Genomic DNA, 26,442 nt, shown 5'->3' on the forward strand with positions numbered 1-26,442 from the left:
GGCCAGTCAGCTCCAGGAAAAAATCATGAGCAACCGCCGAGACGTCGCCGTTCAATACATTCGTGGGCGTAGGCGATGTCGGCCAGGCGCATGAATTGTTGTGCCAGGCGCTGCGGCGCCTCTTCATCGGCAAACAGGGGCAATGGCAGTTGCAGGCTGAGCCGGCGCACCGTTTGCAGCACCGTCGAGCGTTCACGGTGAGGGCTCAACAGCAGGTGTTCACCCAGCGCGCCGAGCAACAACTGGTCGAGTTCGTCGGGGTAGGTCAACAGCCCCATGAGAAACACCAGCCAATCAGACTCTTCGGGGTTGTGCCGGCAAATGAGTTCATCGCCGAGCAGGCTGCCGATAAACAGGCCATCGGCTGAACGCAGGCGCTTGAGGTCGGCCAGTCTGGCCAGCAGTTGGCCAAACTCTGCACGCGAGCAACTCGGGTCCTGGGCACTGATATCGGTGAGCAAGGCGTCTTCGATGAACACCAGCACGCCCATGCGTTTGAGCGGGCCATACAACGCAATCCAGTCCTGATAACAACTGACCGGGCCGTCGTCGGACTCCAGGAAATCCCGATAGGTTTCGCGCAGCAGACCTGCACGCACGGCCATGCTCGCACCGAACATCCTGGCTTTGAGGGCCGTATTGATTCCCGCGTTCATCCGCTTGGGCGAGGCCTCGGCGAGCGCCACCTGCAATACCCGCTCGAGTCGCCGACGCGAGCCGGCATCGAGCCGTTTACGGCGCAACAGTTCGCGTAGCACCAACACCAGGTCGCTGTCGTCGGGAAACAACCCGCGCAACTGCTGCAGCAACCAGGTGACAGGCTTGTCCGCCAGCCGCGCCAGACGGAGTACCTGTTGCACCTTGGGTAAAGTGTCGTCGTCGAGCACTCTTTCGAAGTTGTCTGTCAGGGTGTCGGACTTGAGTTCGAAATGTCGCCGGCCGCGAAACTGCGCCAACGCCGCCGACATTTCATCGCTGATCTGGACAAAGCGCTGCGCGGCAGCCGCCGTACCGCTTTCATCCAGATCAATGTCCGCATCCACCTGCGGTTGTGGGTGCTCCGCGGCTCTCTCGGCATTCAGCCGAGCCTGGGCAGCTCGCCCCCCCGTGGAAACCGGTGGCAGGATCATTCTATCGCCGCCCGGAAGTATGATCGGCGCACACGCTCATGCTGCTCTGGGGTCAGCACCTGCGAGCCGGGTTCCGTGACAGGTTCAAGGGCGTCGAGAATTTCCTTGGGCTGAATCAGAAACACCCGCACCGTGTTGGCCGAGCGGTTCTGGCGATAGCTGAACAATCGCCCGATCCATGGGATCGCCCCCAGTACCGGTATCCGCCCGACTTGCTCACTGTTGTCATCGCGGGTGAAACCGCCCACCAACAGACTCTTGCCTTGAGGCACCCGCGCCACCGTGCTGATTCGCGTGCGACCGACCGTGGGCAGCGCGTTTGGACGCTCACCCTGACCAGGGTTTTCGACCTCATTGCCGTCCTCGATATTGAGCGACATTTCCACCTCGTCCGACTGGGCGAAACGCGGCAGTACGCTGACCAGGGTGCCGTAGGTCACGTGCTGCAAATCGACACTGCGCTCGCCCACCAACGGGGCATAAAACGTGCGGTTGTTGTCGAAGATCGCCGGCACGTTTTCTTGAGTCAGGATCACCGGTCGCGAGACTACGTTCGCTCGGTTGGTCCGCTCCAGCGCCATGACCTGGGTCACGAACGAAGCGCCATCGAGGGTGGTCGCCGAACCGGCATTGAGCGATGCGGAAAATTTACCACCCGAATTCACCGTGCCTTGCCAATTGATGCCCAGCTGATTGAGTTCATCCTTGTGCAAATCAATGATCCACAACGACAACTCCACGTGGCGTTTGGGCGTGTCCAGCGCACTCACCAGGTTCTCGATAAAGCGCACTTGCTCCGGCAACCCCTTGACCAACAGGCTGTTGGTATCGGGATAGGCCACCACCCGAATGTTTCCGGCGGCCGTGTCGCGCGCAAGGATTCTCGGCGCGGACGGGTCCTGATCGGAAGGCGTGGTCGCCAGGCCTTGCAATGGAAACGCCGGCATCAAGCCCTGTGGTCGCTGTGCAGGAACCTGCGCCACCGACGGCTCGACTTCGCGCTTCTCGCCGCGCAGCAAGTTCTCGATCACGGTGGCCAGCCCGGGGATGGTCACCTTGTCATCGCGCAGCTCGTATTTGCGGTCGCTGACAAAGGTGTTTCGCACCTGAATGACGCCAATCTGCTGCTTGCCCAGCAACAGTTCCGAACGCTGGTTATCCATCAGCCCGGCCGCTTGCACGACCAGATCGACATACATCGGCGGGCCGGACACATGGAACGTACGCAGACCGTCGTGGCGCAATGGATAACGGCGATCGTACAGACCGGAGCGTTCCAGGAACGCCTGAAGTTTCGCCACAGTCAGGGTCTGCAGCGACGCCATCGAGCTTTTGAACTCCGAGGCGTCATACAGATAAATCGCCTGACCATCGCTGTACCAGATCAGGCCCATTTTCGCGCTGATTCGCTCAAAGGTCCGTTGCGGCGCGAGCAGATCGAACGTACCGGAAATCCGCTTGGCCGCAGCGGCCTTGCTGACGATGACCGGCTTGCCCAGTGGGCCGGACAGTTCGCTGAAAAAAGTGCGCGCGCTCTGTTCCCGGGCTTCGAAATTATAGATGCCGGCCTGTGCGGCAGATGGCGCGAGCAGCAACACGGTGGTTAAGCAAACGGGCAAAAGGGATAAGGAGAACACTCGACAGTTCATCGGCTCACTTGCCTGGAAGGTAGGTAATATCGGCCAGACTGCTGGGTGTGAAGCCCACCAGCTCGCGGATTTCCTTGGAGAAATGCGAAGAAGAGGCAAAACCGAACTCCAGCGCCACATCCGTCAGGGAGCCGTCCTGCAGACTCATGTTCAACAGCGCCTGGGCTGTCCGCCAGCCGCGTAATGCAGGCTTGGCCGCAGTGCCCAACGCCTGTCGGCACAGCCGACGAAAATGCGACACCGAAACGCCATAACGCTGCGCCAGGGTGGTCAACTTTTCGCTGTGGGTGCCCTGCTCCAGCAGAAAGCGCACAAGTCCGTAACTCTCGGTATGACGCAGCACGCCGGCAAAGGCCTGATAGGCCAAACCACTGGCCATGGCCTGCTCGAGGTACCAGCGCTCAAGCGCCCTCTCGGACTGGACGGTTGGGTAAGCCACCGGCAATGCCGCCCAAGTTGCCTGGCCGGGTCGTTGATCAGTCAGCGCGTCACTCAGATCGATAAAAACCTGTAATTTCACCAGCAGCGCTTCAGATATCGGCAACACCTGCACGCTGCCACCGCTCACTTGCAGTGCATCGCTGTGCGCTATCAGCCCCTCCCAACCGACGGGCAACCGACAGCCCGACGAACACGGCGCAGAAGCGAGTTCTACGACTGACTCGGTGACACGCAGATGCAGCACCCGCTCGGCGAAACGAGCATCAGGGAATGTTGTGGCGCGAAGTGATTCGAGTTGCACGCCAACCTCCTATGCGGCCTGACGATAATGGCCGGCAGGATGAAAGGCATGGCGCGTCGAATCCTGATGGAAAACTGATGAAACCCGGGCTGGCATATGCCTTGCACCCGAAAACGCATCAGCACTCATGCCAACGGCGGGATGAGTGGAAGGACAATGGCGTCGTCACTCGGCTTTGCCCACGCAAGGGCCTTGGGACGACGCTTTTTTTTGGAAGGTGCGAAATCGATGAACGAACCATCAGCCGGCCCGTTGGCCTGGGTCAATGGCAGCGATGCCCCGGAAAAAACCGCAATCAACCTCGGCTTCATGGCCCTGAGCGACTGCGCCTCAGTGGTGGTCGCCGCCACCCAGGGCTTCGCCCAACCGTACGGCCTGACCCTTAACCTCAAGCGCCAGTCGTCCTGGGCCAACCTGCGGGACAAACTGGTCAGCGGCGAACTCGACGCCGCCCACAGCCTGTACGGCCTGATTTACGCCGTGCACCTGGGCATCGGCGGCGTAGCCTCCACCGACATGGCCGTGCTCATGGGCCTGAACCAGAACGGCCAGAGCATCAACCTCTCCCACGGGTTGCAAGCCTTGGGCGTGACCAGTCCTGAAGCACTGGACCGACATGTGCACCAAAGTCGCCCAAAACTGACCTTCGCCCAGACATTTCCTACGGGCACCCACGCCATGTGGCTGTATTACTGGCTCGCGAGTCAGGGCATTCATCCGTTGCAAGATGTCGACAGCGTGGTGGTGCCACCGCCGCAAATGGTCGCGCACCTGCAAGCCGGGCGCATCGACGGTTTCTGCGTCGGCGAGCCGTGGGCGGCCAGCGCGGTGCAGCAGAATCTGGGATTTACCATGGCCACCAGCCAGACCCTCTGGCCGGATCACCCGGAAAAAGTCCTCGGCTGCACCCGCGCCTTCGTCGAGCAATACCCCAACACTGCACGGGCATTGGTGATGGCGATCCTCGAAGCCAGCCGATTCATCGAAGCCAGCCATGAAAATCGCCGCAGCACCGCACAACTATTGAGTGCGCCTGAGTATCTGGATGCACCACTCGATTGCATCGAACCGCGCTTGCTCGGTGACTACGCCGACGGCCTGGGCAATCGCTGGCAAGACCCGCACGCGATGCGTTTCCACGGTGACGGTGAGGTCAATCTGCCGTATTTGTCCGATGGCATGTGGTTCATGACCCAGTTCCGGCGCTGGGGTTTGTTGCGTGACGACCCGGATTACCTCGGCGTGGCCCGTCAGGTCCAGCAACTAGACTTATATCGAGAGGCTGCTACCGCTGTCGGTGTGCCTGCCGGGAGTCAGGAAATGCGCAGCAGTCAACTGATCGATGGCAAAGTCTGGGACGGTTCGGACCCGGCCGGCTATGCCCGCAGCTTCACGCTGCACGCCATGAGCGACAGTGCTCCCCTTCTCGCCAGCCGCTGACAGGAGCCTGCGAATATGTTGCGTATCCTGCTGATCAATGACACCGCAAAAAAAGTCGGGCGTCTGAAGGCGGCCCTGACCGAAGCCGGGTTCGAGGTCATCGACGAGTCCGGCCTGACCATTGACCTGCCCGCGCGCGTCGAAACGGTGCGTCCGGACGTGATCCTGATCGATACCGAGTCACCGAGCCGCGATGTGATGGAGCAAGTGGTGCTGGTGACCCGTGACCAACCACGGCCAATCGTGATGTTCACCGACGAGCACGACCCCGGCGTGATGCGCCGGGCGATCAAGTCCGGCGTCAGTGCCTACATCGTCGAAGGCATTCACGCACAACGCTTGCAGCCGATTCTTGACGTGGCCATGGCGCGCTTTGAAAGCGACCAGGCCCTGCGCGCGCAACTGCACGCCCGCGACCAGCAACTGGCCGAGCGCAAGCGCATCGAGCTGGCCAAGGGGCTGCTGATGAAAATGAAGGAATGCAACGAAGAAGAGGCCTACACCCTGATGCGCCGCCAGGCCATGAGCCGCCAGCAGAAGCTGATACAGGTGGCGGAGCAGATTATTGCCATGAGTGAGTTGCTTGGCTGAAGCCTTGCGGTGAATGATCGATCGCCTTCGCGAGCAAGCCCGCTCCCACATTTGATTTGTGTCGAACTTCAATGTCGTGAACGACGCAATTCCCCTGTGGGAGCGGGCTTGCTCGCGAATGGCGGCGACTCGATCTCACGTGTTGGCACAAATCTCGCTAAGTAAATCACTGCAAGGTAACCAACGGCGGTTGCCCCACCTACGACAAAGACGTCGCTCACCTCATTCGCCCCTCTGGCGGATCGGGTAGCGGCGTTTTTTCGTTTTGGCCCCAGAGACCGGGGCCGGTGGTGCGGCCATTGCGGCGCCCACCTGCAAGCTCATGACTCCTTCTTGATACGCCTGACAGCTGAGGTGCGCGATGAATTCAAGCTTCTGGAAATCCGGCCATACCCCAACCCTGTTCGCAGCCTTCCTCTATTTCGATCTGAGCTTCATGGTCTGGTACCTGCTCGGCCCAATGGCGGTGCAGATCGCCGCGGACTTGCAACTGACTACACAACAGCGTGGGCTGATGGTGGCCACGCCCATTCTGGCCGGCGCCGTGCTGCGCTTTGCGATGGGCCTGCTGGCCGATCGCCTGTCGCCAAAAACCGCCGGGATCATCGGCCAGGTGATCGTCATCTGCGCCCTGTTCGTCGCCTGGAAAGTCGGCATTCACAGTTACGAGCAAGCACTGTTGCTGGGTCTGTTCCTCGGCATGGCCGGTGCGTCTTTCGCCGTCGCCCTGCCGCTGGCTTCGCAGTGGTATCCGCCCCAGCACCAAGGCAAAGCCATGGGCATCGCCGGTGCCGGTAACTCGGGCACGGTGCTCGCAGCCTTGATCGCTCCGGTTCTGGCCGCCGCGTTTGGCTGGAGCAATGTGTTCGGCTTCGCCCTGATCCCGCTGATCCTGACCCTGATTGTCTTCGCCTGGCTGGCCAAAAATGCACCTGAGCGGCCGAAAGCCAAATCGATGTCCGACTACTTGAAAGCCCTGGGCGACCGCGACAGCTGGTGGTTCATGTTTTTCTACAGCGTGACCTTCGGCGGTTTCATCGGTCTGGCCAGCGCCCTGCCCGGCTACTTCAACGACCAATACGGCCTGAGCCCGGTGACCGCCGGCTACTACACTGCTGCTTGTGTGTTCGGTGGCAGCCTGATGCGTCCTCTGGGCGGCGCACTGGCGGATCGCTTTGGCGGGATTCGCACTTTGCTGGCGATGTACACCGTGGCAGCGATCTGCATTGCGACAGTGGGTTTCAATCTGCCGAGTTCCTACGCCGCGTTAGCGCTTTTCGTCTGCACCATGCTCGGTTTGGGGGCAGGCAACGGTGCGGTATTCCAGTTGGTTCCGCAGCGCTTTCGCCGGGAGATCGGTGTGATGACCGGGCTGATCGGCATGGCCGGCGGCATCGGTGGCTTCGCTCTGGCAGCCGGCATGGGCGCGATCAAGCAAAGCACTGGCAGCTATCAAATGGCGTTGTGGTTGTTCGCCAGCCTTGGCGTACTTGCCTGGTTCGGTCTGCACGGTGTGAAACGTCGCTGGAGAACCACTTGGGGTTCGGCAGCCGTTACCGCAGCACGGGTGTGAGGACTGAATGAGCCTGCAACTGAGCTTCGCCGAACACAGCGCCATCGGCCCCCGCGAGGAGAACCAGGACGCTCTGCGCCTGGTCACTCCGGCCCCGGCGCTGGCGGTAAGCAAGGGTTACCTGTTCGCCATCGCCGACGGCGTCAGCCAGTGTGCCGATGGCGGGCTCGCCGCCCGTTCGACCTTGCAGGCCCTGGCGCTGGATTACTACGCCACCCCGGAAACCTGGGGCGTCGCCCAGGCACTGGACCGTCTGCTACTGGCGCAAAATCGCTGGCTGCAGGCGAACGGCGGCGGGCAACCGCTGCTGACCACGGTCAGTGCCTTGGTAATGCGCGGCCGGCGCTTCACTCTGGCTCATGTCGGCGATTGCCGGGTTTACCGCTGGCACGCCGACACGTTGCAACGGGTGAGTGAGGATCACGTCTGGGACCAACCGGGCATGCAGCATGTGCTTAAGCGGGCCCTAGGACTGGATCAGCACCTGGTGCTGGACTTTCTCGATGGCGAACTGCGCCTGAACGAGAGTTTCGTGCTGCTCAGCGACGGCATCTGGGCCGTGCTGGGCGACACGGCCATTGCGGCGATTCTGCGCGACCAACCCAACCTGAACAGTGCCGCGCAGACTTTGGTCAGCGCCGCTCACCTGGCCGGCAGTCAGGACAACGCCAGCGCCTTGCTGGTGCGGGTCGATGCCCTCGGTGAAACCAGCATTGGCGACGCACTGATTCATCTGCAGCAATGGCCACTCCCGCCGGCGCTGAAGCCGGGCCAGAGCTTCGAAGGCTGGCAGGTCGAAGGGATCCTCGGCCAGAGCCAGCAATCGCTGCTCTACCGGGTGCGCGACGCACAACAACAGCCTTGGCTGCTGAAAACCTTGCCCGGTACGCTGCGTGACGATCATCAGGCCGGGCAGGCCTTGTTGTCGGAGGAATGGTTTCTCAAGCGCGTGGCCGGGCGGCATTTCCCTGAAGTCCATGCCGCCAGTCAGCGTCAGCATTTGTACTACGTGATGCGTGAATATTCCGGGTCGACCTTGGCTGAGCTGCATGAGCGTGTCGCAACGCTGCCATTGGCTCAATGGCTGGACCTGGCGGAACGCTTGCTGCGGGCCATCGGCATCCTGCATCGACGGCAGATCCTGCATCGCGATATCAAACCGGAGAACCTGCTGTTGGGGGACGACGGTGAGCTGCGACTGCTGGATTTCGGCCTCGCCTACTGCCCCGGGCTGTCTGAAGATCAGGCCTGCGCGCTGCCCGGAACGCCCAGCTATATCGCGCCGGAAGCCTTTCGAGGCGACCCTCCTACACCACAACAGGATTTGTACGCAGTCGGCGTGACCTTGTATTACCTGCTGACCGGGCATTATCCCTACGGCGAAATCGAAGCGTTCCAGCGCCCTCGGTTTGGTGTGCCTGTCAGCGCCAGTCGCTACCGGCCCGACCTGCCGGAATGGATCGCACAAAGTCTGGAGCGCGCAGTGGCGGCAGCGCCGGATCAGCGTTTTGAAACGGCGGAAGAATGGTTGTTGCTGCTGGAACAGGGAGAACGACGCAGTTTGAGCGTGCGCCCCAGACCGCTGCTGGAGCGCGAACCGCTGAAAGTCTGGCGGACGTTGGCGCTGGTGTCGTTGCTGGTGAATCTGACGCTGCTGTTTTTACTGTTTCATGGTTGAGCTGTTTATTGACCCCAAAAGATCAAAAGATCGCAGCCTGCGCCAGCTCCTACGGGTGGCCCACGATCCCCTGCAGGATCTGGCGCAGGCTGCGATCTTTTGATCTTCCTGCTTCAAAACCGGGCGTCGCGCCTTGAATCGGTGCACTAAAAACCCCGTCCATCATAAGAAACACCCGTAAATTCGGAGCCTGTGCGACTTGGCACAACCACTGCATTACCTTTCGCAACATACATAAAGCCCAACCTTCAACGTAGAAGGCTGCGCTGCCCGAGAGAACGGGACAAGGACAAAGGCGTCCTCGCTAGTTAACTAGCGGGACGCCTTTTTTTGTTTGCGCAAAATTTTCTCGAGCAAGGTCTGAATGCCATGAGGCAGGCCCGAGCTCCCCGGAGAACCTGATGAAAAAACTAAAACTGGTGATGATCGGCAACGGCATGGCCGGGGTTCGTACCCTGGAAGAATTGCTCAAGCTGAGTAATGAGCTGTACGACATCACGGTCTTCGGCGCCGAACCCCATACCAACTACAACCGCATCCTGCTGTCGCCTGTTCTGGCCGGCGAACAGACGTTCGAAGAGATCGTGCTCAACGATCTGGACTGGTACCTGGAAAACAACATCAAGCTGCTGCTCAACCGCAAAGTGGTGGAGATCGACCGCGTCAAACGCCGGGTCATCGCCGAAGACGGCACCGAGGCCGAATACGACCGTCTGCTGATTGCCACCGGTTCGACCCCGTTCATCCTGCCAATCCCCGGCAATACCTTGCAGGGCGTGATCGGTTATCGCGACATTGCCGACACCCAGGTGATGATCAACACCGCCAAGACCCACAAGCACGCCGTGGTCATCGGCGGCGGCCTGCTGGGCCTTGAAGCCGCCAACGGCCTGATGCTGCGCGGCATGCACGTCACCGTGGTGCACATCGGCGAATGGCTGCTGGAGCGGCAACTGGACAAAACCAGTGGCCAACTCCTGCAAACCGCCCTGGAAGCCCGTGGCCTGCATTTTCGCCTGTGCGAACAGACCCAGGCCCTGCACGACGCTGGCAATGGCCGGGTTGGCTCGGTGCAGTTCAAGAACGGCGACATTATCCCTGCCGACCTGGTAGTGATGGCCGCCGGTATTCGCCCCAATACCGAACTCGCGGAAAAATCCGGCATCCCTTGCAACCGCGGGATTCTGGTCAACGACACCCTGCAAACCTACGACCCTCGGGTCTACGCCATCGGCGAATGCGCCAGCCACCGTGGCATCGCCTACGGCCTGGTTGCGCCATTGTTCGAACAGGCCAAGGTCTGCGCCAACCACCTCGCCCAACTGGGCTTCGCCACCTACAAGGGTTCGGTGACATCGACCAAATTGAAAGTCACCGGCATCGACCTGTTTTCCGCCGGCGACTTCATGGGCGGCGAAGGCACCGAAACCATCACCCTCTCCGACCCGATCGGCGGGGTCTACAAAAAACTGGTGATCAAGGATGACGTGCTGGTCGGGGCCTGTCTGTACGGCGATACGGCAGATGGCGGTTGGTATTTCCGGCAGATCCGTGAGAACCACGCCATCGGCGAGATCCGCGATCACTTGATGTTTGGCGAAAACGCCCTCGGTGACGTAGGACACCAGGGCCAGGACAAAGCCATGAGCATGGCCGATACCGCCGAAGTCTGCGGCTGCAATGGCGTGTGCAAAGGCACCATCGTCAAGGCCATTCAGGAACACGGTCTGTTCAGCGTCGACGACGTGAAGAAACATACCAAGGCCGCCAGTTCCTGCGGTTCCTGCGCCGGTCTCGTCGAACAGATCCTGATCAACACCGTGGGTGGTGCGGCGGACGTCAAACCGAAAAGCGAAAAAGCCATCTGCGGTTGCAGCGACCTCAACCACGGGCAAATCCGCCAGGCCATCCGCGACCAGCACCTGCTGACCATCTATGGCACCCTGAGCTACCTGAACTGGCGCACCCCGAACGGCTGCGCCACCTGCCGCCCAGCGCTCAACTACTACTTGATTTCCACCTGGCCGGGCGAAGCCAAGGACGACCCGCAATCGCGTCTGATCAACGAACGCGCCCACGCCAACATTCAGAAAGACGGCACTTACTCTGTAGTCCCGCGGATGTGGGGCGGTGTGACCAATCCTTCAGAGCTGCGGCGCATCGCCGACGTGGCCGACAAGTACAACGTGCCGATGGTCAAGGTCACCGGCGGCCAGCGCATCGACTTGCTGGGGATCAAAAAGCAGGACTTGCCAGGCGTCTGGAAAGACCTGGACATGGCCTCCGGTCACGCCTACGGAAAATCCATCCGCACCGTGAAAACCTGCGTCGGCAGCGAGTTCTGCCGCTTCGGCACCCAGAACTCCACGCAACTGGGCATTGAGCTTGAGCACGACCTGTTCAACATGTGGTCGCCGCACAAAGTGAAACTGGCCGTCTCCGGTTGCCCACGCAACTGTTCGGAAGCCGGGATCAAGGACGTCGGCATTATCGGCGTGGATTCCGGCTGGGAGATGTACATCGGTGGCAACGGCGGGATCAAAACCGAAGTCGCGGAGTTCTTCGTCAAGCTGAAAACCGCCGAAGAAGTGCGCGAATACAACGGCGCGTTCCTGCAGCTGTATCGCGAAGAAGCCTTCTACCTCGAGCGCACCGTGCACTACCTGCAACGGGTCGGCATGGAACACATCAAGAAAGCCGTGCTGGAAGATCCGGTTCGGCGCAAGGCATTGAACGATCGCCTGCAATTTTCCCTGTCGTTCGAACAGGACCCGTGGAAGGAACGCCTCGAACAGCCGCTGCTGAAAAAAGAATTCGAGGTCATTCCCGTGAAGAACCTGGAGGTGCAGGCATGAACTGGCTGGATATCTGCGCACTGGAAGAAATCAACGCACTGGGCTCGCGGATCATCGCCGGCCCGAAAGGCGACATTGCGATTTTTCGTACAAGCGACGATGAGGTTTTCGCCCTTGATGACCGCTGCCCGCACAAGGGCGGGCCGCTGTCCCAGGGTTTGATCTACGGCAAACGGGTAGCCTGCCCGCTGCACAACTGGCAGATCGATCTGCAAACCGGCGAGGCCCTGGCCCCGGATGTCGGCTGCGCCCATCATCATTCGGCACGGGTCGAGAACGGCCGGGTGCTGCTGGCCCTACGGGAAGCAAGCTGATGGACAAGCAAATCACCGCCTCGACCTGCTGCTATTGCGGGGTCGGCTGCGGCGTGCTGATCGAGCACGACGGCGAGCGCATCCTCGGCGTCAGCGGCGATCCAGCGCACCCGGCCAACTTCGGCAAATTGTGCAGTAAAGGTTCGACCTTGCACCTGACCGGCGACTTGGCGGCACGGGCGTTGTACCCGGAACTGCGCCTGGGCAAAGGCCTGGCCCGCAGCCGTACCGACTGGGACACGGCGCTCGATCACGCCGCCAGTGTCTTCGCCGAAACCATCGCCGAGCATGGCCCGGACAGTGTCGCGTTCTATATCTCCGGGCAGTTGTTGACCGAGGATTACTACGCCTTCAACAAACTGGCGCGAGCGCTGGTGGGTACCAACAACATCGACAGCAATTCGCGGCTGTGCATGTCTTCTGCTGTGGTCGGCTACAAGCGCAGCCTCGGCGCCGATGCTCCGCCTTGCAGCTACGAAGATCTGGAGTTGAGCGATTGCGTGATGATCGTCGGCAGCAACATGGCCTACGCCCATCCGGTACTGTTTCGTCGCCTGGAAGAAACCAAATCCCGCCGCCCACAGATGAAAGTCATCGTCATCGATCCTCGGCGCACCGACACCTGCGATTTGGCCGACATGCATTTGGCGATTCTGCCCGGTACCGATGTCGCCTTGTTCCATGGGATTTTGCACCTGTTGCTGTGGGAAGACTGGATCGACCGCGACTTCATCAACGCCCACACCGAAGGCCTCGCCGAGCTGAAAAACCTGGTGCGCGATTACACCCCGACAATGGTTTCGCAACTCTGTGGCATCAGCGTCGAGCAACTGCATCAATGCGCGGAATGGGTCGGCACTTCACCGAGCTTTCTGTCGCTGTGGTGCATGGGGCTGAATCAGTCCACCGCCGGCAGCGCGAAGAACAGCGCGTTGATCAACCTGCACCTGGCCACCGGGCAAATCGGCCGCCCCGGTGCAGGACCTTTCTCGCTGACGGGTCAGCCAAATGCCATGGGTGGTCGGGAAACCGGCAGTTTGTCGAACCTGCTGCCGGGTCATCGCGAAGCGGCCAATGCAGAACACCGCGCGCAAGTGGCCAACTACTGGAGCGTTGATCAACTGCCCGCGAACCCCGGCCTAACCGCCATCGAGCTGTTCGAGCAGATGCGCAGCGGCAAGATCAAAGCCCTGTGGATCGCCTGCACCAACCCTGCACAGTCGTTGCCGGACCAGACCGCTGTGCGCGCGGCACTGCAAGCCTGCCCGTTCGTGGTGTTGCAGGAAGCGTTTCGCACCACCGAAACCGCCGCGTTCGCCGACCTGCTGCTGCCTGCCGCCAGTTGGGGTGAAAAGGACGGCACGGTCACCAACTCCGAACGGCGCATTTCCCACGTCCGTCAGGCCATCGGCGCACCCGGTGAAGCACGGCCCGACTGGGCGATCACCGTGGATTTCGCACAGCGCCTGGAAAAACATCTGCGTCCTGGAGCAACCAGCCTGTTTGCCTTTGAAAACCCGGCACAGGTATTCGACGAATACAAACACCTGACTCGTGGCCGTGACCTCGACCTGTCCGGGATCAGCCATGAACTGATTGACCAGCTCGGTCCGCAGCAATGGCCCTTCCCCGCTGGAGCTCGCGAAGGCACGGCGCGGCTGTATCTCGACGGGATTTTCCCGACCGCCAGCGGGCGCGCTCAGTTCGTGACCGACCCGTATCGCGCCGCCAAGGAACAACGCGATGCGCGCTTCCCGCTGACCCTGATCACCGGCCGCCTGCGCGATCAATGGCACGGCATGAGCCGCACCGGCACCGCCGCGCAACTGTTCGGCCATGTCAGCGAAGCCGTGTTGAGCCTGCACCCGGATGAACTGCGTCGGCATCGCCTGCAACCGGGCGATCTGATCAATCTGAAAAGTCGCCGGGGCTCGGTGATCGTGCCGGTCAGCAGCGATGACAGCGTACGTCCGGGCCAGGCGTTTCTGCCGATGCACTGGGGCGACCGCTTTCTCAAGGGCGGCGTGAACACCCTCACCCTTCCCGCCTTCGACCCATTGTCGAAACAACCGGAGCTCAAACACAGCGGTGTGCGACTCGAGCCAGTGCAATTGCCTTGGCAGCTTTTCGCCTTGATAGAGGGTGATGTTCAACAGCACTTGGAGACACTACGACCGCTCTGCGAGGCGTTTTCCTACGCTAGCCTCAGCCTGACCGGCCGTGAACGCCCTGCACTGTTGATACGCGCCGCCAGCGCCATCGCGCCAGATCCACAGCTGTTGCGTGATATCGATCAATGCCTGGGGCTCAACGAAGGCCCGGTATTGGCCTACGACGATCCTCGGCGCTCGATTGGCAAACGAGTACGGATCGAGAACGGCCGGATCACCGCGATTCGCCTGGCCGGTGAAACCCTCGCCCAGCACTGGCTGCAAAGCCTGTGGCTCGAAGGTCGCGCCGACGAACAGCTACGCCGTTGGCTGCTTGCGCCTTTGAGTGCGCCACCGGGCGGCGCTGGCAGTCCGGCATCGGGCAGCAAAACTTTGTGCAACTGCATGAACATCAGCCAGAACGCGGTCTGTGCCGGTATTGGCCGTGGCCTGGATTTGCAGGGTTTGAAACAAGAATTGGGCTGCGGCACGCAATGCGGCTCCTGCGTCCCGGAAATCAAGCGTTTGCTGGCCGCCACTGCGCAGCCAGTCGCCGTCATCTCGTGAGGAAAACACTATGAGCGCAAAAGTCTGGCTGGTGGGTGCGGGTCCTGGCGATCCTGAATTGCTGACCCTCAAGGCGGTTCGAGCGTTGCGCGAAGCGGACGTGGTGCTGATCGACGATCTGGTCAATGACGCGGTGCTGGAGCATTGCCCGAATGCCCGAATTATTCCTGTAGGTAAGCGCGGCGGCTGTCGCTCCACGCCTCAAGCCTTCATTCATCGCCTGATGTTGCGTTATACCCGTCACGGCAAATGCGTGGTGCGGCTCAAGGGTGGCGATCCGTGCATCTTTGGGCGTGGCGGTGAAGAAGCACAATGGCTGCGTGAGCGTGGCGTCGAGGTTGAGCTGGTCAATGGCATTACGGCGGGTCTTGCCGGTGCGACCCAATGCGACATTCCGCTGACACTGAGGGGCGTCGCGCGTGGCGTGACACTGGTCACGGCGCACACTCAGGATGACAGCAGCCTGAATTGGCAGGCCCTGGCTCAAGGGGGCACAACGCTGGTGATCTACATGGGCGTGGCGAAGCTCACTGAAATTCGCGAGCAACTGCTGGCCGGCGGAATGGCAGCTGATACACCCGTGGCAATGATCGAAAATGCTTCCCTGCCGCACCAACGGGAATGTCGGAGCGATCTGACAGCGATGGAGGAAGATGCCTGCGCCTTTAAATTGAAAAGCCCAGCCATTTTGGTGATTGGAACCGTGGCAGCCTGTGCAACATCATCTCTGTGGGAGCGTAACTTGCCCGCGATGGCCATGGCATCTTCCCAAGTTTGATGGTGGTGTACATATCCGTTTCTGCGGTAACGGCCACTTAGGGTTCCGCCCTTACGGCGGGTCACTTTCGAAAAGCGCGAAAGTAACCAAAGCGCTTTTGCCCCTGTCGTTCGGTGCCTCGCCTGGGCTCGGCATGCCCTCGCTCCGGTCCTGCTCCGTGGGCCCGCCGCGATCGGCCATCCATGGCCGTGCGCGGCTAACCCGGCATCCATGCCGGGTTGCCCACTGCGCAGAACCTCCACTCGGCCTCTCGAGGGTGCGGTGCATCAAGATCAACAGCTGCAGGCGAGCTAACGCTCGGCCTGTTGAGTGGTGAGAAGCAGAGTGGATGGGGGCTGATTTATGTGGCTGGCTTGTCGGGTCGCCGCATCGCTGCGATGGCGGCTTGTCAGCCGACGGATCTTCCCCGAATGTACCCCGATCAAACTGTGGGAGCGGGCTTGCTCGCGAAGCTGTTGATCTTGCCGTTGCCGTTGCTTTGGCTTTTGATCCTGATCTGCTTGCCCCTTTCCCAGAGGCCGAACGCAGGCGTTGCGCAGGGGGCACCGCGGCAAGGATGCCGCGGTAGCTGCCCCCGGCCATGGATGGCCGATCGCGGCGGGCCCCCGGAGCAATGCCGGAGAGAGGGCATGCCGAGCCCAGGCGAGGCACCGAATGGCGGGGCAAGAGCCCTTGGTTACTTGGGGCTTTTCCAAGTGACTCGCTGTAAAAGCGAAACCGCCAGCGGCCGTGACCGCAGAAACGGATATGTACACCATCAAAAATCCCGGTCGGCTATCAGGCCGCCTTCGCGGGCAAGCCTCGCTCCTACCAGGGCCAATAACCGACCGACGCTACCGAAGGAATGGATATGTACTCCCAACACCGGAACTGGCAGTGAATCTCTGTAGCTCAGTACCTATGCTTCTAGCCAGACCCACAGAGAATCCGAGAGAACGAAAAAGTTACGCAAACTTTACGAGACAAAACAACAAGCCGGTCGATACTGCGCGGCGCTAACAAGACAGGCGTTATTTATGTCCATTGCGGCACTGCGACTTATCGGTTTCATCCTGGGTATTTTTTTGATCACGCTGGCGGTGAGCATGGCGATACCCATGCTCACGTTGGTGATTTATGAACGCAACGATGATATGTCGGCGTTTCTGTGGTCGAGCCTGATCACGGCGATCTCCGGGCTGCTGTTGATTAACAAGGGACGCCCTGAGGGCGCTCAGTTGCGTCCCCGCGATATGTACATGCTGACGACCGCCAGTTGGGTGGTCGTCTGCATGTTCGCCGCATTGCCCATGGTCTTGATCCAGCACATCAGCTACACCGACGCGTTTTTTGAAACGATGTCCGGCATCACCACCACCGGATCGACCATTCTGACCGGTCTGGACACCGCCTCGCCGGGGTTGCTGATCTGGCGTTCAATGCTGCATTGGCTGGGCGGCATCGGCTTTATCGGCATGGCCGTGGCCATCCTGCCGCTATTGCGGGTCGGGGGCATGCGGCTGTTTCAGACCGAATCATCCGACTGGTCAGAGAAGGTCACACCACGCTCCCACGTTGCCGCCAAATATATTCTGGGGCTGTATATCGGGCTTACCGCTGTTTCCACGCTGGCGCTGTGGATAACAGGCATGACCCCGTTCGAAGCCATCAACCATGCAATGTCGTTGATTTCCACGGGAGGTTTTTCCACCTCCGATTCTTCTCTGGGGCACTGGACGCAACCGGCCATTCATTGGGTGGCCGTGGTTATCATGATTCTGGGCAGCCTGCCTTTTACGTTGTATGTGAGCCTGTTGCGCGGGAACAAACGGGCTTTGTTCAACGATCATCAGGTACGCGGGTTCATTGGCTTTTTGCTCATCACCTGGCTGCTGTTCGGCACCTGGTTGTGCTTGCACAGCCAGTACGGCTGGTGGGAGGCGTTTCGAATCGTGGCGGTTAACGTGACTTCGGTGGTCACGACGACCGGCGTGGCGCTGGGGGATTACACGTTATGGGGCAGTTTCTCCGTGTTGCTGTTCTTTTATCTGACCTTTGTTGGCGGCTGCTCCGGCTCCACCGCTGGCGGCCTTAAAATCTTCCGCTTTCAAGTGGCTGGCGCACTGCTCATGGGCAGTCTGAAACAACTGATTCATCCTAGAGCCGTCATCAGTAAAAAATACAACAACCATCCCATCGACGAGGATATCGCCCGTTCGCTCCTGACGTTTTCATTCTTTTTCACCATCACCATCGGGGCGATCGCCATGGGCTTGGCGCTCATTGGCCTGGACTGGACCACTGCATTGAGTGGCGCGGCCACTGCCGTCTGTAACGTGGGGCCCGGCGTTGGTTCGATCATTGGCCCGGCAGGTAACTTCTCGACACTGCCCGATGCCGCCAAATGGCTGCTGACCATTGGCATGCTGCTGGGGCGGCTGGAGATCCTCACCGTTCTGGTGCTGTTCATCCCGGTTTTCTGGAAATACTAGTTCCAACGACCAATGGTGATTTATTGCCTAGACTCCTCTTGTCCACCGTGCAAAGCGTTTCAGACATGAACGGCACGAGAACTAAAACAAGAGGAACCTCCAGATGCTCAAATCATTGTGCAGCGCGGTCGTCTGTGCACTCGCGCTGGGCGCGTCAAGCCTGGTACTGGCGGCTGATCCAGTCGTTATCAAATTTTCTCACGTGGTCGCCGAACAAACGCCTAAAGGCCAAGGCGCCCTGCTGTTCAAGAAACTCGTCGAAGAACGTCTGCCCGGCAAGGTCAAGGTAGAGGTTTATCCAAACTCTTCGCTGTTTGGTGACGGCAAGGAAATGGAGGCGCTGCTGTCGGGCGATGTGCAGATGATTGCGCCGTCACTGGCCAAGTTCGAGCAATACACACCCAAGCTGCAATTGTTCGATCTGCCGTTCCTGTTCAACGACATCTCGGCAGTCGACCGCTTCCAGCGCAGCCCTGACGGCCAGGGACTTCTCAAGGCCATGGAAAGCAAGAACATCACCGGTCTGGCCTATTGGCATAACGGCATGAAGCAGCTGTCCGCCAACAAGGCGCTGCGTGAACCGGGCGATGCCCGTGGTTTGAAATTTCGCGTGCAGGCTTCAGCTGTGCTCGAAGAGCAATTCAAGGCGGTGCGCGCCAATCCTCGCAAAATGAGCTTCGCCGAGGTGTATCAGGGCTTGCAGACCGGCGTCGTCAATGGCGCGGAAAACCCTTACTCGAACATCTACAGCCAGAAAATGCACGAAGTGCAAAAGTTCATCACTGAATCCGACCATGGCTTGCTGGATTACATGTTGATCACCAACACCAAATTCTGGACCGGCCTGCCGCCGGATATAAAAACCGAACTGGAGAAGATCATCGTCGAGGTCACCACTCAGGTGAACAAAGACGCGGAGAAACTGAACCAGGATGCCAAACAGAACATCATCAACGCCAAAACCACTGAAATCATCACGCTGACCCCAGAGCAACGTGGCAAGTGGCGCGAAGCAATGAAACCGGTCTGGCAGAAGTTCGAAGGTGATATCGGTGCCGACCTGATCAAGGCCGCCGAAGCCGCCAACCAGGCTCAGTAATCTGCCGGCGAGCGCCGCCCGAAAGGACGGCCCTCTGTTTCATCGTCGTCACTCGATCGGGAGATGCCACTCATGAATGCCTTGCGGCGTATCTGGGATCACTTCGAAGAAGGTTTTATCGTCTTCCTGCTGGCGGCAATGACGCTGGTCACGTTCGTTTACGTCATCCTCAACAACCTCTATAGCGTTTTCTACAGCTTCGCCGACTATTGGCCAAGCGCCAGTGAACCGTTTTTGGCCATTGGCGACGGTGTCATGGGGATGGCCCAAGCCATGACGTGGAGCATATCGCTGACCAAAGCCCTGTTCGCCTGGCTGATCTTTTTCGGCTTGTCCTATGGCGTGCGTACAGCCGGGCATATCGGTGTCGATGCCTTGGTGAAACTGGCCAGCAAACCGGTTCAGCGAATCATTGGCATCATTGCCTGCCTCTGCAGTCTGGCCTATGCGGGCCTGCTCAGCGTCGCCAGTTTCGAATGGATTCAGACGTTGTTCATCGCCGGTATCGGTGCCGAGGACCTCGGTCATTACGGCATCATGCAATGGCACATCGGGCTGATTGTGCCGGTGGGTTTTGCCTTGGTGTTCATCCGCTTTGCCGAGATTCTGGTGCGCATTGTGCAAAACCGTCAAACAGGCCTGGGCCTCGCCGACGAGGCTGCGGAGGTGCTGAAACTGACCGAGCATGAGGATGACAAGAAATGACTATTCTTTTTCTCTTTGCTGCTCTGTTCGCGCTGATGTTTATCGGCGTACCGATCGCCATTTCCCTTGGCCTGGCCGGTTCGCTGACCATCATCTTTTTCAGCCCTGACTCCGTACGTTCACTGGCCATCAAGCTGTTCGAGACCTCCGAACACTACACATTACTGGCCATCCCGTTCTTTTTGCTGGCCGGTGCCTTCATGACCACAGGCGGTGTGGCGCGGCGCTTGATCGACTTTGCCAACGCTTGTGTGGGTCATATTCGCGGCGGCCTGGCCATCGCGGCGGTGCTGGCGTGCATGCTGTTCGCCGCGCTGTCCGGTTCAAGCCCCGCGACGGTAGCCGCCGTGGGCTCCATCGCCATCGCGGGGATGGTCCGCTCCGGTTATCCACAGGCATTCGGTGCCGGTATTGTGTGCAATGCGGGCACACTGGGGATTCTTATTCCTCCTTCCATCGTGATGGTGGTGTATGCCGCGGCGACGGAAACCTCGGTCGGCAAGCTGTTCATGGCCGGCGTGGTGCCCGGCCTGCTGCTGGGTACGGCGCTGATGGTCGCCATCTACGTCGTTGCCGTCAGGAAGAACCTGCCCGCCATGCCGCGAGCGACCTTTCGTGAATGGTTGAGTGCGGCACGCAAGGCGATTTGGGGCTTGCTGCTGATGGTCATCATTCTGGGCGGTATCTACAGCGGAATGTTCACCCCGACCGAGGCGGCGGCCGTGGCGGCGGTCTACGCGGCATTCGTTGCGATGTTCGTCTACAAGGACATGTCACTCCGTGAAACGCCGAAGGTGCTGCTCGAATCCGCCAAGCTGAGCATCATGCTGATGTTCATCATCGCCAATGCCATGCTCTTCGCTCATGTACTGACCACCGAGCAATTACCTCAACAAATCACCGCTTGGGTCATCGGCGCGGGCCTGACACCGGTGACATTCCTGCTCGTGGTGAACATCGTGTTGTTGGTGGCTGGCGCGTTCATGGAACCCTCGGCAATCATCCTGATCCTGGCGCCGATCATGTTCCCGATTGCCACGAAGTTGGGAATCGACCCGATTCATTTGGGGATCATCATGGTGGTGAACCTGGAGATCGGCCTGATTACTCCACCCGTAGGCCTGAACCTGTTCGTTACCTCGGCGGTGACCGGCATGTCCCTGACCGCCACCATCCGTGCAGCAATGCCTTGGCTGATTATCCTGCTGCTGTTCCTGATATTGATTACCTATGTCCCGTGGATTTCTCTGGTTCTGCCGAACTCGCTGGGCATGACATAACCGGGACGGCGATAAGACTTGCGCTGTTCACTATGCGGACGAACACCCGCCAGTTATTGAGCGGATCCATTAGCCCAGGCGGCTCCGATTCGGGCAGGAAGTACATGATCAACGGGAGCAACAGCAACGGCAGTGTCGCCACATTGGGAGGAGATTCACGCGGGATCTGGTGTTTTGGAGTACATATCCGTTTCTGCGGTCACGGCCGCTGGCGGTTTCGCTTTTACAGCGAGTCACTTGGAAAAGCCCCAAGTAACCAAGGGCTCTTGCCCCGCCATTCGGTGCCTCGCCTAGGCTCGGCATGCCCTCTCTCCGGCATTGCTCCGGGGGCCCGCTGCCATCGGCCATCCATGGCCGGGGGCAGCTACCGCGGCATCCCTGCCGCGGTGCCCCCTGCGCAATACCTGCGTTCGGCCTCTGGGAAAAGGGGCAAGCAGATCAAGATCAAGATCAAAAGCCAAAGCAACGGCAACGGCAACGGCAACGGCAACGGCAACGGCAACGGCAACGGCAACGGCAACGGCAACGGCAACGGCAGCAAGCCCATCGAATTACAGGGATCGGTGTACAGCTTTCGCTGTTCACCACTCAACAGGCCGAGCGTTAGCTCGCCTGCAGCTCTTGATGCACCGCCCCATCGAGAGGCCGAGTGGAGGTTCTGCGCAGTGGGCAACCCGGCATGGATGCCGGGTTAGCCGCGCACGGCCATGGATGGCCGATCGCGGCGGGCCCACGGAGCAGGACCGGAGCGAGGGCATGCCGAGCCTAAGCGAGGCACCGAACGACAGGGGCAGGAGCCCTTGGTTACTTGGGGCTTTTCCAAGTGACTCGCCGTAAGGGCGAAACCGCCAGCCGCCATGACCGCAGCAACGGATATGTACACCATAAAGAGAAGATGTGTAGATACCCATGCCTATAAAGGGTTGAACCATGAACTAGACTCACGCGGTTGGTATGGAGTTGAACGTCAAGAGCAGAGGGCCGTCCGTGACTGACGCCAGTTTTGCTCGAAGCAATACGACTGGCATTTGTGAGGCTTGGGTCATGGCAAAGGACAAGAAGAAAAACCCTGTTAAAAGTAATGCCGCTGAACGCTTGAAACTGACGAACAAGGACTACCTTGAGCAGTTACGCCTACTGCATGTCGAAATGGTCAAGTTGCAGGAATGGGTGAAACAGAAGGGCATCAAGATTTGTATCGTCTTCGAGGGCCGCGACGGCGCCGGCAAGGGCGGGACGATCAAGGCGCTCACCGAGAGGGTCAGCCCGCGTGTCTTTCGGGTGGTGGCGCTACCTGCACCGACCGAGCGCGAGAAGAGCCAGATGTATATACAGCGCTACCTGGCGCACATGCCAGCGGCTGGCGAAGTGGTGATTTTCGATCGCAGTTGGTACAACCGCGCCGGGGTCGAGCGGGTGATGGGATTTTGTACCGATGAGCAGGTGACCCGTTTCCTGAGCCTGGCCCCCCTCATGGAACGCATGATGGTCGACTCGGGTGTAATGCTGTTCAAGTACTGGCTGGAAGTCAGCGAAGAGGAGCAGACCCGCCGGCTCGAGGCACGGATCAATGATGGACGCAAAATCTGGAAACTGACGCCAATGGATTTAAAGTCATACAGCCGCTGGTATGACTACTCCCGCGCACGTGACGACATGTTCAAGGCGACCGACACCGAACATGCTCCGTGGCTGGTGGCCAACTCGAACGACAAGAAGCGGGCCCGCCTCAACATCATCTCTGATTTGCTCAGTCGCATTCCGTACAAGGATGTACCGCGCGAGAAAGTGATTTTGCCCAAGCGGCAGAAATCAGGCGGCTATCGCGAACCGAATTATCCGTTGCGGCGAATTCCGGAAAAATTCTGAACGGCACGTTCAAGCGTATCTGCGCTGTACACCAAAGGGCCACAGTCCTATGAGCGATTCGGATTCTTTGTCTCCCGTCCCGGAACCCGGCCGGATTGCCCCTCGGGATACCGACAGCGACACCGGTTGGAGTCGCTGGCTGCCGGGACTGCGCACGCTGCGTGGATACAAAATAACCTGGTTGCGGCACGACCTCGTGGCCGGACTGGTGCTGACCACGATGCTGGTACCTGTCGGCATCGCCTACGCAGTGGCATCGGGCCTACCCGGCATTTATGGTCTCTACGCGACCATCGTTCCGTTGCTCGCTTATGCGCTGTTCGGCCCCAGCCGGATTCTGGTGCTGGGGCCGGATTCCTCGCTGGTTGCCGTCATTCTTGCCGTCGTCCTGCCACTGTCCGGCGGCGACCCACAACGGGCAGTCGCCCTCGCGGGCATGATGGCGATCGTATCGGGGGTGGTGTGTATCCTGGCCGGCATAGCGCGTCTGGGCTTTATCACGGAGCTGCTTTCCAAACCGATCCGCTACGGGTACATGAACGGGATCGCGCTGACAGTATTGATCAGTCAGTTGCCCAAGTTTTTCGGTTTTTCAATTGAATCCGACGGCCCGTTGAGAAACCTGTGGGCAATCGCTACTGCGGTAATGGAGGGAAAAACCAACTGGACCGCGTCCATGGTCGGCGCAGGCACCTTGGCCGTGATTGTGCTGCTCAAGGGCAACAAGCGCATTCCGGGCATTCTGATCGCCGTGGTGGGAGCGACCGTCGCCGTGGGTATGCTGGACCTTGCCGCGCGCGCTGGAATATCGGTCCTCGGCTCTCTTCCACAAGGCTTGCCTGCATTTGCCATCCCCTGGATCACTCGCGCCGATATCGTCCCCGTCCTGATCGGCGGTTGTGCCGTTGCCCTGGTTTCGTTCGCCGATACCAGCGTGCTCTCGCGTGTCTATGCGGCGCGGACCCGTACCTATGTCGACCCGAACCAGGAAATGGTGGGCCTGGGCGTCGCCAACCTGGCCGCCGGATTTTTTCAGGGCTTTGCGATCAGCAGCAGTTCGTCACGTACGCCCGTGGCCGAGGCCGCAGGCGCCAAAACCCAGTTGACCGGAGTCATCGGCGCGCTGGCCGTTGCCTTACTGCTGGTGGTGGCGCCGGACCTGTTGAAGGATTTACCCACCAGCGCACTGGCTGCGGTGGTGATCGCCTCCGCCATTGGCCTGATTGAAGTCACCGACCTGCGACGAATTTATCGAATCCAGCGTTGGGAGTTCTGGCTATCAATTGTTTGCACCGTCGGCGTGGCCGTGCTCGGCGCGATTGAAGGCATCGGCCTGGCGATCGTGATCGCCGTCATCGAATTCCTGTGGGATGGCTGGCGCCCTTACTCTGCCGTTCTGGGACGCGCGGAAGGCATCAAGGGTTATCACGACATCAAGCGTTATCCCGACGCGCGCCTTATACCCGGCGTGGTCCTGTTTCGCTGGGATTCGCCCTTGTTTTTCGCCAACGCCGAGTTGTTCCACGACCGAGTGCTGGACGCCGTGGCTGCATCGCCTACGCCAGTACGCTGGTTGGTCATTGCGGCGGAACCCGTTACAAGCGTGGACGTGACCTCTGCCGATATGTTGGCGGAGCTGGACGAAACCTTGCACGCGGCGGGCATCAAGTTGTGCGTGGCCGAGATGAAAGACCCGGTCAAGGACAAGCTGAAGCGATTCGGGCTTTTCGCACGGTTTGGCGAAGCGGCTTTTTTTCCAACAATTGGCGCAGCAGTCGACAGCTATCTCGTCATACACCCGGTGGATTGGGACAAGGATCGCTGAGCGACATCAGGTTTTTATCAATGTTTACATGGTCACCGGCTCGCCCGCGACCAGCGTTCTCTACAGGAGGTGATCAATGGTTCCCACGCCCATGCTCGAAAAGATTTTTTCCCGAGACCTGCTCGATGTACTGATTCGTGCCGGAGTGATTGCCGTTCTGGTGATGTTCTGCTTTCAGATATTCAGCCCCTTCCTCGATCTGATGCTGTGGTCGGTGATCCTGGCAATCACGCTTTACCCCTTGCAAGTCAGGTTCAAAGGCAAACTGGGGAACAAAGACGGGATCACCGCGACGCTGATCGTATTGATCGCCATCAGTATTCTTATTGTGCCTGTTTATTTGTTGGGAGCCTCGCTTGCGGATTCCGTGGAGAAGGTCATGACCATGGTCAAAGCCGACAGTTTCCATATTCCGCCACCGTCCGATACGGTAGCCAGCTGGCCACTCGTGGGAGAACCTCTTTATAACTTGTGGGTGCAAGCTGCCACTGACCTGCCCGATCTGGCCCAGAAATTCATACCGCAGATCAAAGGTGTCAGCCTCTCGCTGCTGAGCAAGCTTGCGGGTGTCAGCATGGGGCTCCTGTTATTCATCGTCGCCCTGCTTATTGCCGGGATTTTTTTAGCGTATGGAGAAAGCGGCCGCCGCAGTGCGGTGCGAATCGTTTCACGCTTCAGCGGTCCGATCAACGGGCCGAAAATCGCCGACCTGTGCAGCGCCACCATCCGGGCAGTGGCGTTGGGGGTGGTCGGCATTGCCTTCATCCAAATGCTGTTGGTGGGCATCGGCTTTGTGCTCATGGGCGTCCCCGGCGCCGGTCTTCTCGCTTTGGCGGTGCTGCTTCTTGGCATCATGCAATTACCGGCGACCCTGATTACCCTTCCGGTCATTGTTTTTGTTTTCATGAGCGAAGGCGCCAGTACGGCGACCATTGTGTTTGCCATCTATGTCTTCATCGCGGGATTGGTCGATAACGTGCTCAAACCACTGTTGCTAGGTCGTGGTGTCGATGTACCGATGCCGGTGGTGCTGATCGGCGCCTTGGGCGGCATGGTCACGAGCGGTATCCTCGGCCTGTTTATCGGCCCTGTAATACTCGCGGTCGGCTATCAGCTGTTCTGGGAATGGGTGGATCAAGCGCAAGAACCCGGTCCCGATAACCAGGGACCGACCTGACACAGCGGCAGAGGATATTCCCATGCTGTTGAATCTATTGGCCGGCCTTCCCGTGATGTTGTTCTGCCTGATACTGCAAGCCATTTTCGTGACGATATGCCTGCGTCAATACGTGCGTTTCAGGCATGCCCGACCCGCTGAATCGCAATGGTTGAATATCGTGTTGTTGTCGATGGTGATGCTGCTGATGTTGCTGAGTAATTTCGTGCAGATCGCCATCTGGGCCACGCTGTTCATACTGCTCGATGAGTTCGACGAATTCGCCATCGCGCTGTATCACTCGGCGGTCAACTTCGCCACGCTGGGCTACGGCGACATCGTCATGTCCATACGCTGGCGTCTGCTTGGTCCATTGGAGGCAGCCAACGGCATCCTGATGTTTGGCGTCTCCACCTCGGTGATGACCGCTGCGGTGATGGATGTCATAAAACACAACATGGAAAAGCTACAGCAGCGTGAACGTTCATAGGCATGGCAAAAAAACGGGTAAGACTCTGTCTGGGGAAATCGAGACAGACTTATTATTCAGATCACATTTGAACGCTAAGC

20 protein-coding genes are annotated in these 26,442 nt (G+C 59.6%); 17 read left to right on the plus strand and 3 right to left on the minus strand.

Annotation, left to right across the window (positions count from 1 at the left end; all coding sequences use genetic code 11):
• Positions 1 to 23: 23 nt before the first annotated feature.
• Genes sctW through MEB48_RS15265 form a run of 3 tightly spaced genes read right to left on the minus strand, consistent with a single transcriptional unit; the run spans position 24 to position 3,521 of the window.
• Complete coding sequence (gene sctW, locus MEB48_RS15255) at positions 24 to 1,130, minus strand: type III secretion system gatekeeper subunit SctW (RefSeq protein ID WP_237884977.1); 1,107 nt, start codon at positions 1,128 to 1,130, stop codon at positions 24 to 26.
• Positions 1,127 to 2,779 carry a type III secretion system outer membrane ring subunit SctC gene (gene sctC / locus MEB48_RS15260; protein WP_237884978.1) on the minus strand — a complete coding sequence of 551 codons (1,653 nt, stop codon included), beginning with the start codon at positions 2,777 to 2,779 and terminating at the stop codon, positions 1,127 to 1,129. The genes sctW and sctC overlap by 4 nt, the downstream gene beginning before the upstream one ends.
• A 4-nt stretch (positions 2,780 to 2,783) precedes the next feature.
• Entirely contained in the window at positions 2,784 to 3,521 is a 738-nt protein-coding gene (locus MEB48_RS15265; RefSeq protein ID WP_237884979.1) for a helix-turn-helix domain-containing protein, read from the minus strand.
• 228 nt (positions 3,522 to 3,749) lie between these two features.
• On the opposite strand from MEB48_RS15265, the gene MEB48_RS15270 reads away from it, so the two are divergent.
• The 17 genes from MEB48_RS15270 (at position 3,750) to MEB48_RS15350 (ending at position 26,362) form a co-directional block, all read left to right on the plus strand.
• Positions 3,750 to 4,961, plus strand: a complete 1,212-nt coding sequence (locus MEB48_RS15270) for a CmpA/NrtA family ABC transporter substrate-binding protein (protein ID WP_237884980.1) — start codon at positions 3,750 to 3,752, stop codon at positions 4,959 to 4,961.
• 15 nt (positions 4,962 to 4,976) lie between these two features.
• The gene (locus MEB48_RS15275) at positions 4,977 to 5,552 is read left to right on the plus strand and encodes an ANTAR domain-containing response regulator (RefSeq protein WP_237884981.1); all 576 of its coding nucleotides are present in this window, start codon (positions 4,977 to 4,979) and stop codon (positions 5,550 to 5,552) included.
• 361 nt (positions 5,553 to 5,913) lie between these two features.
• Entirely contained in the window at positions 5,914 to 7,125 is a 1,212-nt protein-coding gene (locus MEB48_RS15280; protein ID WP_237884982.1) for a nitrate/nitrite transporter, read from the plus strand.
• Between the two features lie 7 nt (positions 7,126 to 7,132).
• A complete protein-coding gene (locus MEB48_RS15285) occupies positions 7,133 to 8,803 on the plus strand; it encodes a bifunctional protein-serine/threonine kinase/phosphatase (RefSeq protein WP_237884983.1) in 1,671 nt (556 codons plus the stop codon).
• A gap of 401 nt (positions 8,804 to 9,204) precedes the next feature.
• Positions 9,205 to 11,658: a nitrite reductase large subunit NirB gene (gene nirB / locus MEB48_RS15290; RefSeq protein WP_237884984.1), complete on the plus strand. Its 2,454-nt coding sequence runs from the start codon at positions 9,205 to 9,207 to the stop codon at positions 11,656 to 11,658.
• A complete protein-coding gene (nirD, locus tag MEB48_RS15295; protein WP_030127927.1) occupies positions 11,655 to 11,972 on the plus strand; it encodes a nitrite reductase small subunit NirD in 318 nt (105 codons plus the stop codon). Before nirB ends, nirD begins: the two co-directional genes overlap by 4 nt.
• Entirely contained in the window at positions 11,972 to 14,689 is a 2,718-nt protein-coding gene (locus MEB48_RS15300) for a nitrate reductase (RefSeq protein WP_237884985.1), read from the plus strand. The genes nirD and MEB48_RS15300 overlap by 1 nt, the downstream gene beginning before the upstream one ends.
• A 10-nt stretch (positions 14,690 to 14,699) precedes the next feature.
• Positions 14,700 to 15,467 carry a uroporphyrinogen-III C-methyltransferase gene (gene cobA / locus MEB48_RS15305; RefSeq protein WP_237884986.1) on the plus strand — a complete coding sequence of 256 codons (768 nt, stop codon included), beginning with the start codon at positions 14,700 to 14,702 and terminating at the stop codon, positions 15,465 to 15,467.
• 1,016 nt (positions 15,468 to 16,483) lie between these two features.
• Positions 16,484 to 17,938, plus strand: a complete 1,455-nt coding sequence (locus MEB48_RS15310; protein WP_237884987.1) for a TrkH family potassium uptake protein — start codon at positions 16,484 to 16,486, stop codon at positions 17,936 to 17,938.
• A gap of 103 nt (positions 17,939 to 18,041) precedes the next feature.
• Positions 18,042 to 19,037 carry a C4-dicarboxylate TRAP substrate-binding protein DctP gene (gene dctP, locus MEB48_RS15315; RefSeq protein WP_237884988.1) on the plus strand — a complete coding sequence of 332 codons (996 nt, stop codon included), beginning with the start codon at positions 18,042 to 18,044 and terminating at the stop codon, positions 19,035 to 19,037.
• Between the two features lie 72 nt (positions 19,038 to 19,109).
• Positions 19,110 to 19,742 (plus strand): TRAP transporter small permease, encoded by a 633-nt coding sequence (locus tag MEB48_RS15320; protein WP_237884989.1) that lies wholly within the window; start codon positions 19,110 to 19,112, stop codon positions 19,740 to 19,742.
• Positions 19,739 to 21,022: a C4-dicarboxylate TRAP transporter large permease protein DctM gene (gene dctM / locus MEB48_RS15325; protein ID WP_237884990.1), complete on the plus strand. Its 1,284-nt coding sequence runs from the start codon at positions 19,739 to 19,741 to the stop codon at positions 21,020 to 21,022. The genes MEB48_RS15320 and dctM overlap by 4 nt, the downstream gene beginning before the upstream one ends.
• A gap of 350 nt (positions 21,023 to 21,372) precedes the next feature.
• Positions 21,373 to 21,717, plus strand: coding sequence for a hypothetical protein (locus MEB48_RS15330; RefSeq protein ID WP_237884991.1), 345 nt, complete (start codon positions 21,373 to 21,375; stop codon positions 21,715 to 21,717).
• A 349-nt stretch (positions 21,718 to 22,066) separates the two neighbouring features.
• Positions 22,067 to 22,891 (plus strand): polyphosphate kinase 2, encoded by an 825-nt coding sequence (gene ppk2, locus MEB48_RS15335; RefSeq protein ID WP_237884992.1) that lies wholly within the window; start codon positions 22,067 to 22,069, stop codon positions 22,889 to 22,891.
• Positions 22,892 to 22,940: 49 nt separating this feature from the next.
• Positions 22,941 to 24,716, plus strand: coding sequence for a SulP family inorganic anion transporter (locus MEB48_RS15340; protein ID WP_237884993.1), 1,776 nt, complete (start codon positions 22,941 to 22,943; stop codon positions 24,714 to 24,716).
• 76 nt (positions 24,717 to 24,792) lie between these two features.
• On the plus strand, positions 24,793 to 25,893 hold the full coding sequence (locus tag MEB48_RS15345) for an AI-2E family transporter (RefSeq protein ID WP_237884994.1): 1,101 nt from the start codon (positions 24,793 to 24,795) through the stop codon (positions 25,891 to 25,893).
• A gap of 22 nt (positions 25,894 to 25,915) precedes the next feature.
• Positions 25,916 to 26,362, plus strand: coding sequence for a potassium channel family protein (locus MEB48_RS15350; RefSeq protein WP_237884995.1), 447 nt, complete (start codon positions 25,916 to 25,918; stop codon positions 26,360 to 26,362).
• Positions 26,363 to 26,442: the final 80 nt, after the last annotated feature.

The organism is Pseudomonas sp. PGPR40, from assembly GCF_022014505.1.
In the GTDB taxonomy this organism is placed as follows: Bacteria; Pseudomonadota; Gammaproteobacteria; order Pseudomonadales; family Pseudomonadaceae; genus Aquipseudomonas.

What these genes read in the sequence shown, in the direction of transcription:
- MEB48_RS15350 (WP_237884995.1), top strand. Translation starts at nt 25,916, where the DNA reads ATGCTGTTGAATCTATTGGCCGGCCTTCCCGTGATGTTGTTCTGCCTG.
- ppk2 (WP_237884992.1), top strand. Translation starts at nt 22,067, where the DNA reads ATGGCAAAGGACAAGAAGAAAAACCCTGTTAAAAGTAATGCCGCTGAA.
- MEB48_RS15310 (WP_237884987.1), top strand. Translation starts at nt 16,484, where the DNA reads ATGTCCATTGCGGCACTGCGACTTATCGGTTTCATCCTGGGTATTTTT.
- MEB48_RS15345 (WP_237884994.1), top strand. Translation starts at nt 24,793, where the DNA reads ATGGTTCCCACGCCCATGCTCGAAAAGATTTTTTCCCGAGACCTGCTC.
- MEB48_RS15275 (WP_237884981.1), top strand. Translation starts at nt 4,977, where the DNA reads ATGTTGCGTATCCTGCTGATCAATGACACCGCAAAAAAAGTCGGGCGT.
- MEB48_RS15300 (WP_237884985.1), top strand. Translation starts at nt 11,972, where the DNA reads ATGGACAAGCAAATCACCGCCTCGACCTGCTGCTATTGCGGGGTCGGC.
- MEB48_RS15280 (WP_237884982.1), top strand. Translation starts at nt 5,914, where the DNA reads ATGAATTCAAGCTTCTGGAAATCCGGCCATACCCCAACCCTGTTCGCA.
- sctC (WP_237884978.1), bottom strand. Translation starts at nt 2,779, where the DNA reads ATGAACTGTCGAGTGTTCTCCTTATCCCTTTTGCCCGTTTGCTTAACC.
- MEB48_RS15320 (WP_237884989.1), top strand. Translation starts at nt 19,110, where the DNA reads ATGAATGCCTTGCGGCGTATCTGGGATCACTTCGAAGAAGGTTTTATC.
- MEB48_RS15285 (WP_237884983.1), top strand. Translation starts at nt 7,133, where the DNA reads ATGAGCCTGCAACTGAGCTTCGCCGAACACAGCGCCATCGGCCCCCGC.
- cobA (WP_237884986.1), top strand. Translation starts at nt 14,700, where the DNA reads ATGAGCGCAAAAGTCTGGCTGGTGGGTGCGGGTCCTGGCGATCCTGAA.
- sctW (WP_237884977.1), bottom strand. Translation starts at nt 1,130, where the DNA reads ATGATCCTGCCACCGGTTTCCACGGGGGGGCGAGCTGCCCAGGCTCGG.
- dctP (WP_237884988.1), top strand. Translation starts at nt 18,042, where the DNA reads ATGCTCAAATCATTGTGCAGCGCGGTCGTCTGTGCACTCGCGCTGGGC.
- nirD (WP_030127927.1), top strand. Translation starts at nt 11,655, where the DNA reads ATGAACTGGCTGGATATCTGCGCACTGGAAGAAATCAACGCACTGGGC.
- nirB (WP_237884984.1), top strand. Translation starts at nt 9,205, where the DNA reads ATGAAAAAACTAAAACTGGTGATGATCGGCAACGGCATGGCCGGGGTT.
- dctM (WP_237884990.1), top strand. Translation starts at nt 19,739, where the DNA reads ATGACTATTCTTTTTCTCTTTGCTGCTCTGTTCGCGCTGATGTTTATC.
- MEB48_RS15340 (WP_237884993.1), top strand. Translation starts at nt 22,941, where the DNA reads ATGAGCGATTCGGATTCTTTGTCTCCCGTCCCGGAACCCGGCCGGATT.
- MEB48_RS15270 (WP_237884980.1), top strand. Translation starts at nt 3,750, where the DNA reads ATGAACGAACCATCAGCCGGCCCGTTGGCCTGGGTCAATGGCAGCGAT.
- MEB48_RS15330 (WP_237884991.1), top strand. Translation starts at nt 21,373, where the DNA reads ATGGCCGGGGGCAGCTACCGCGGCATCCCTGCCGCGGTGCCCCCTGCG.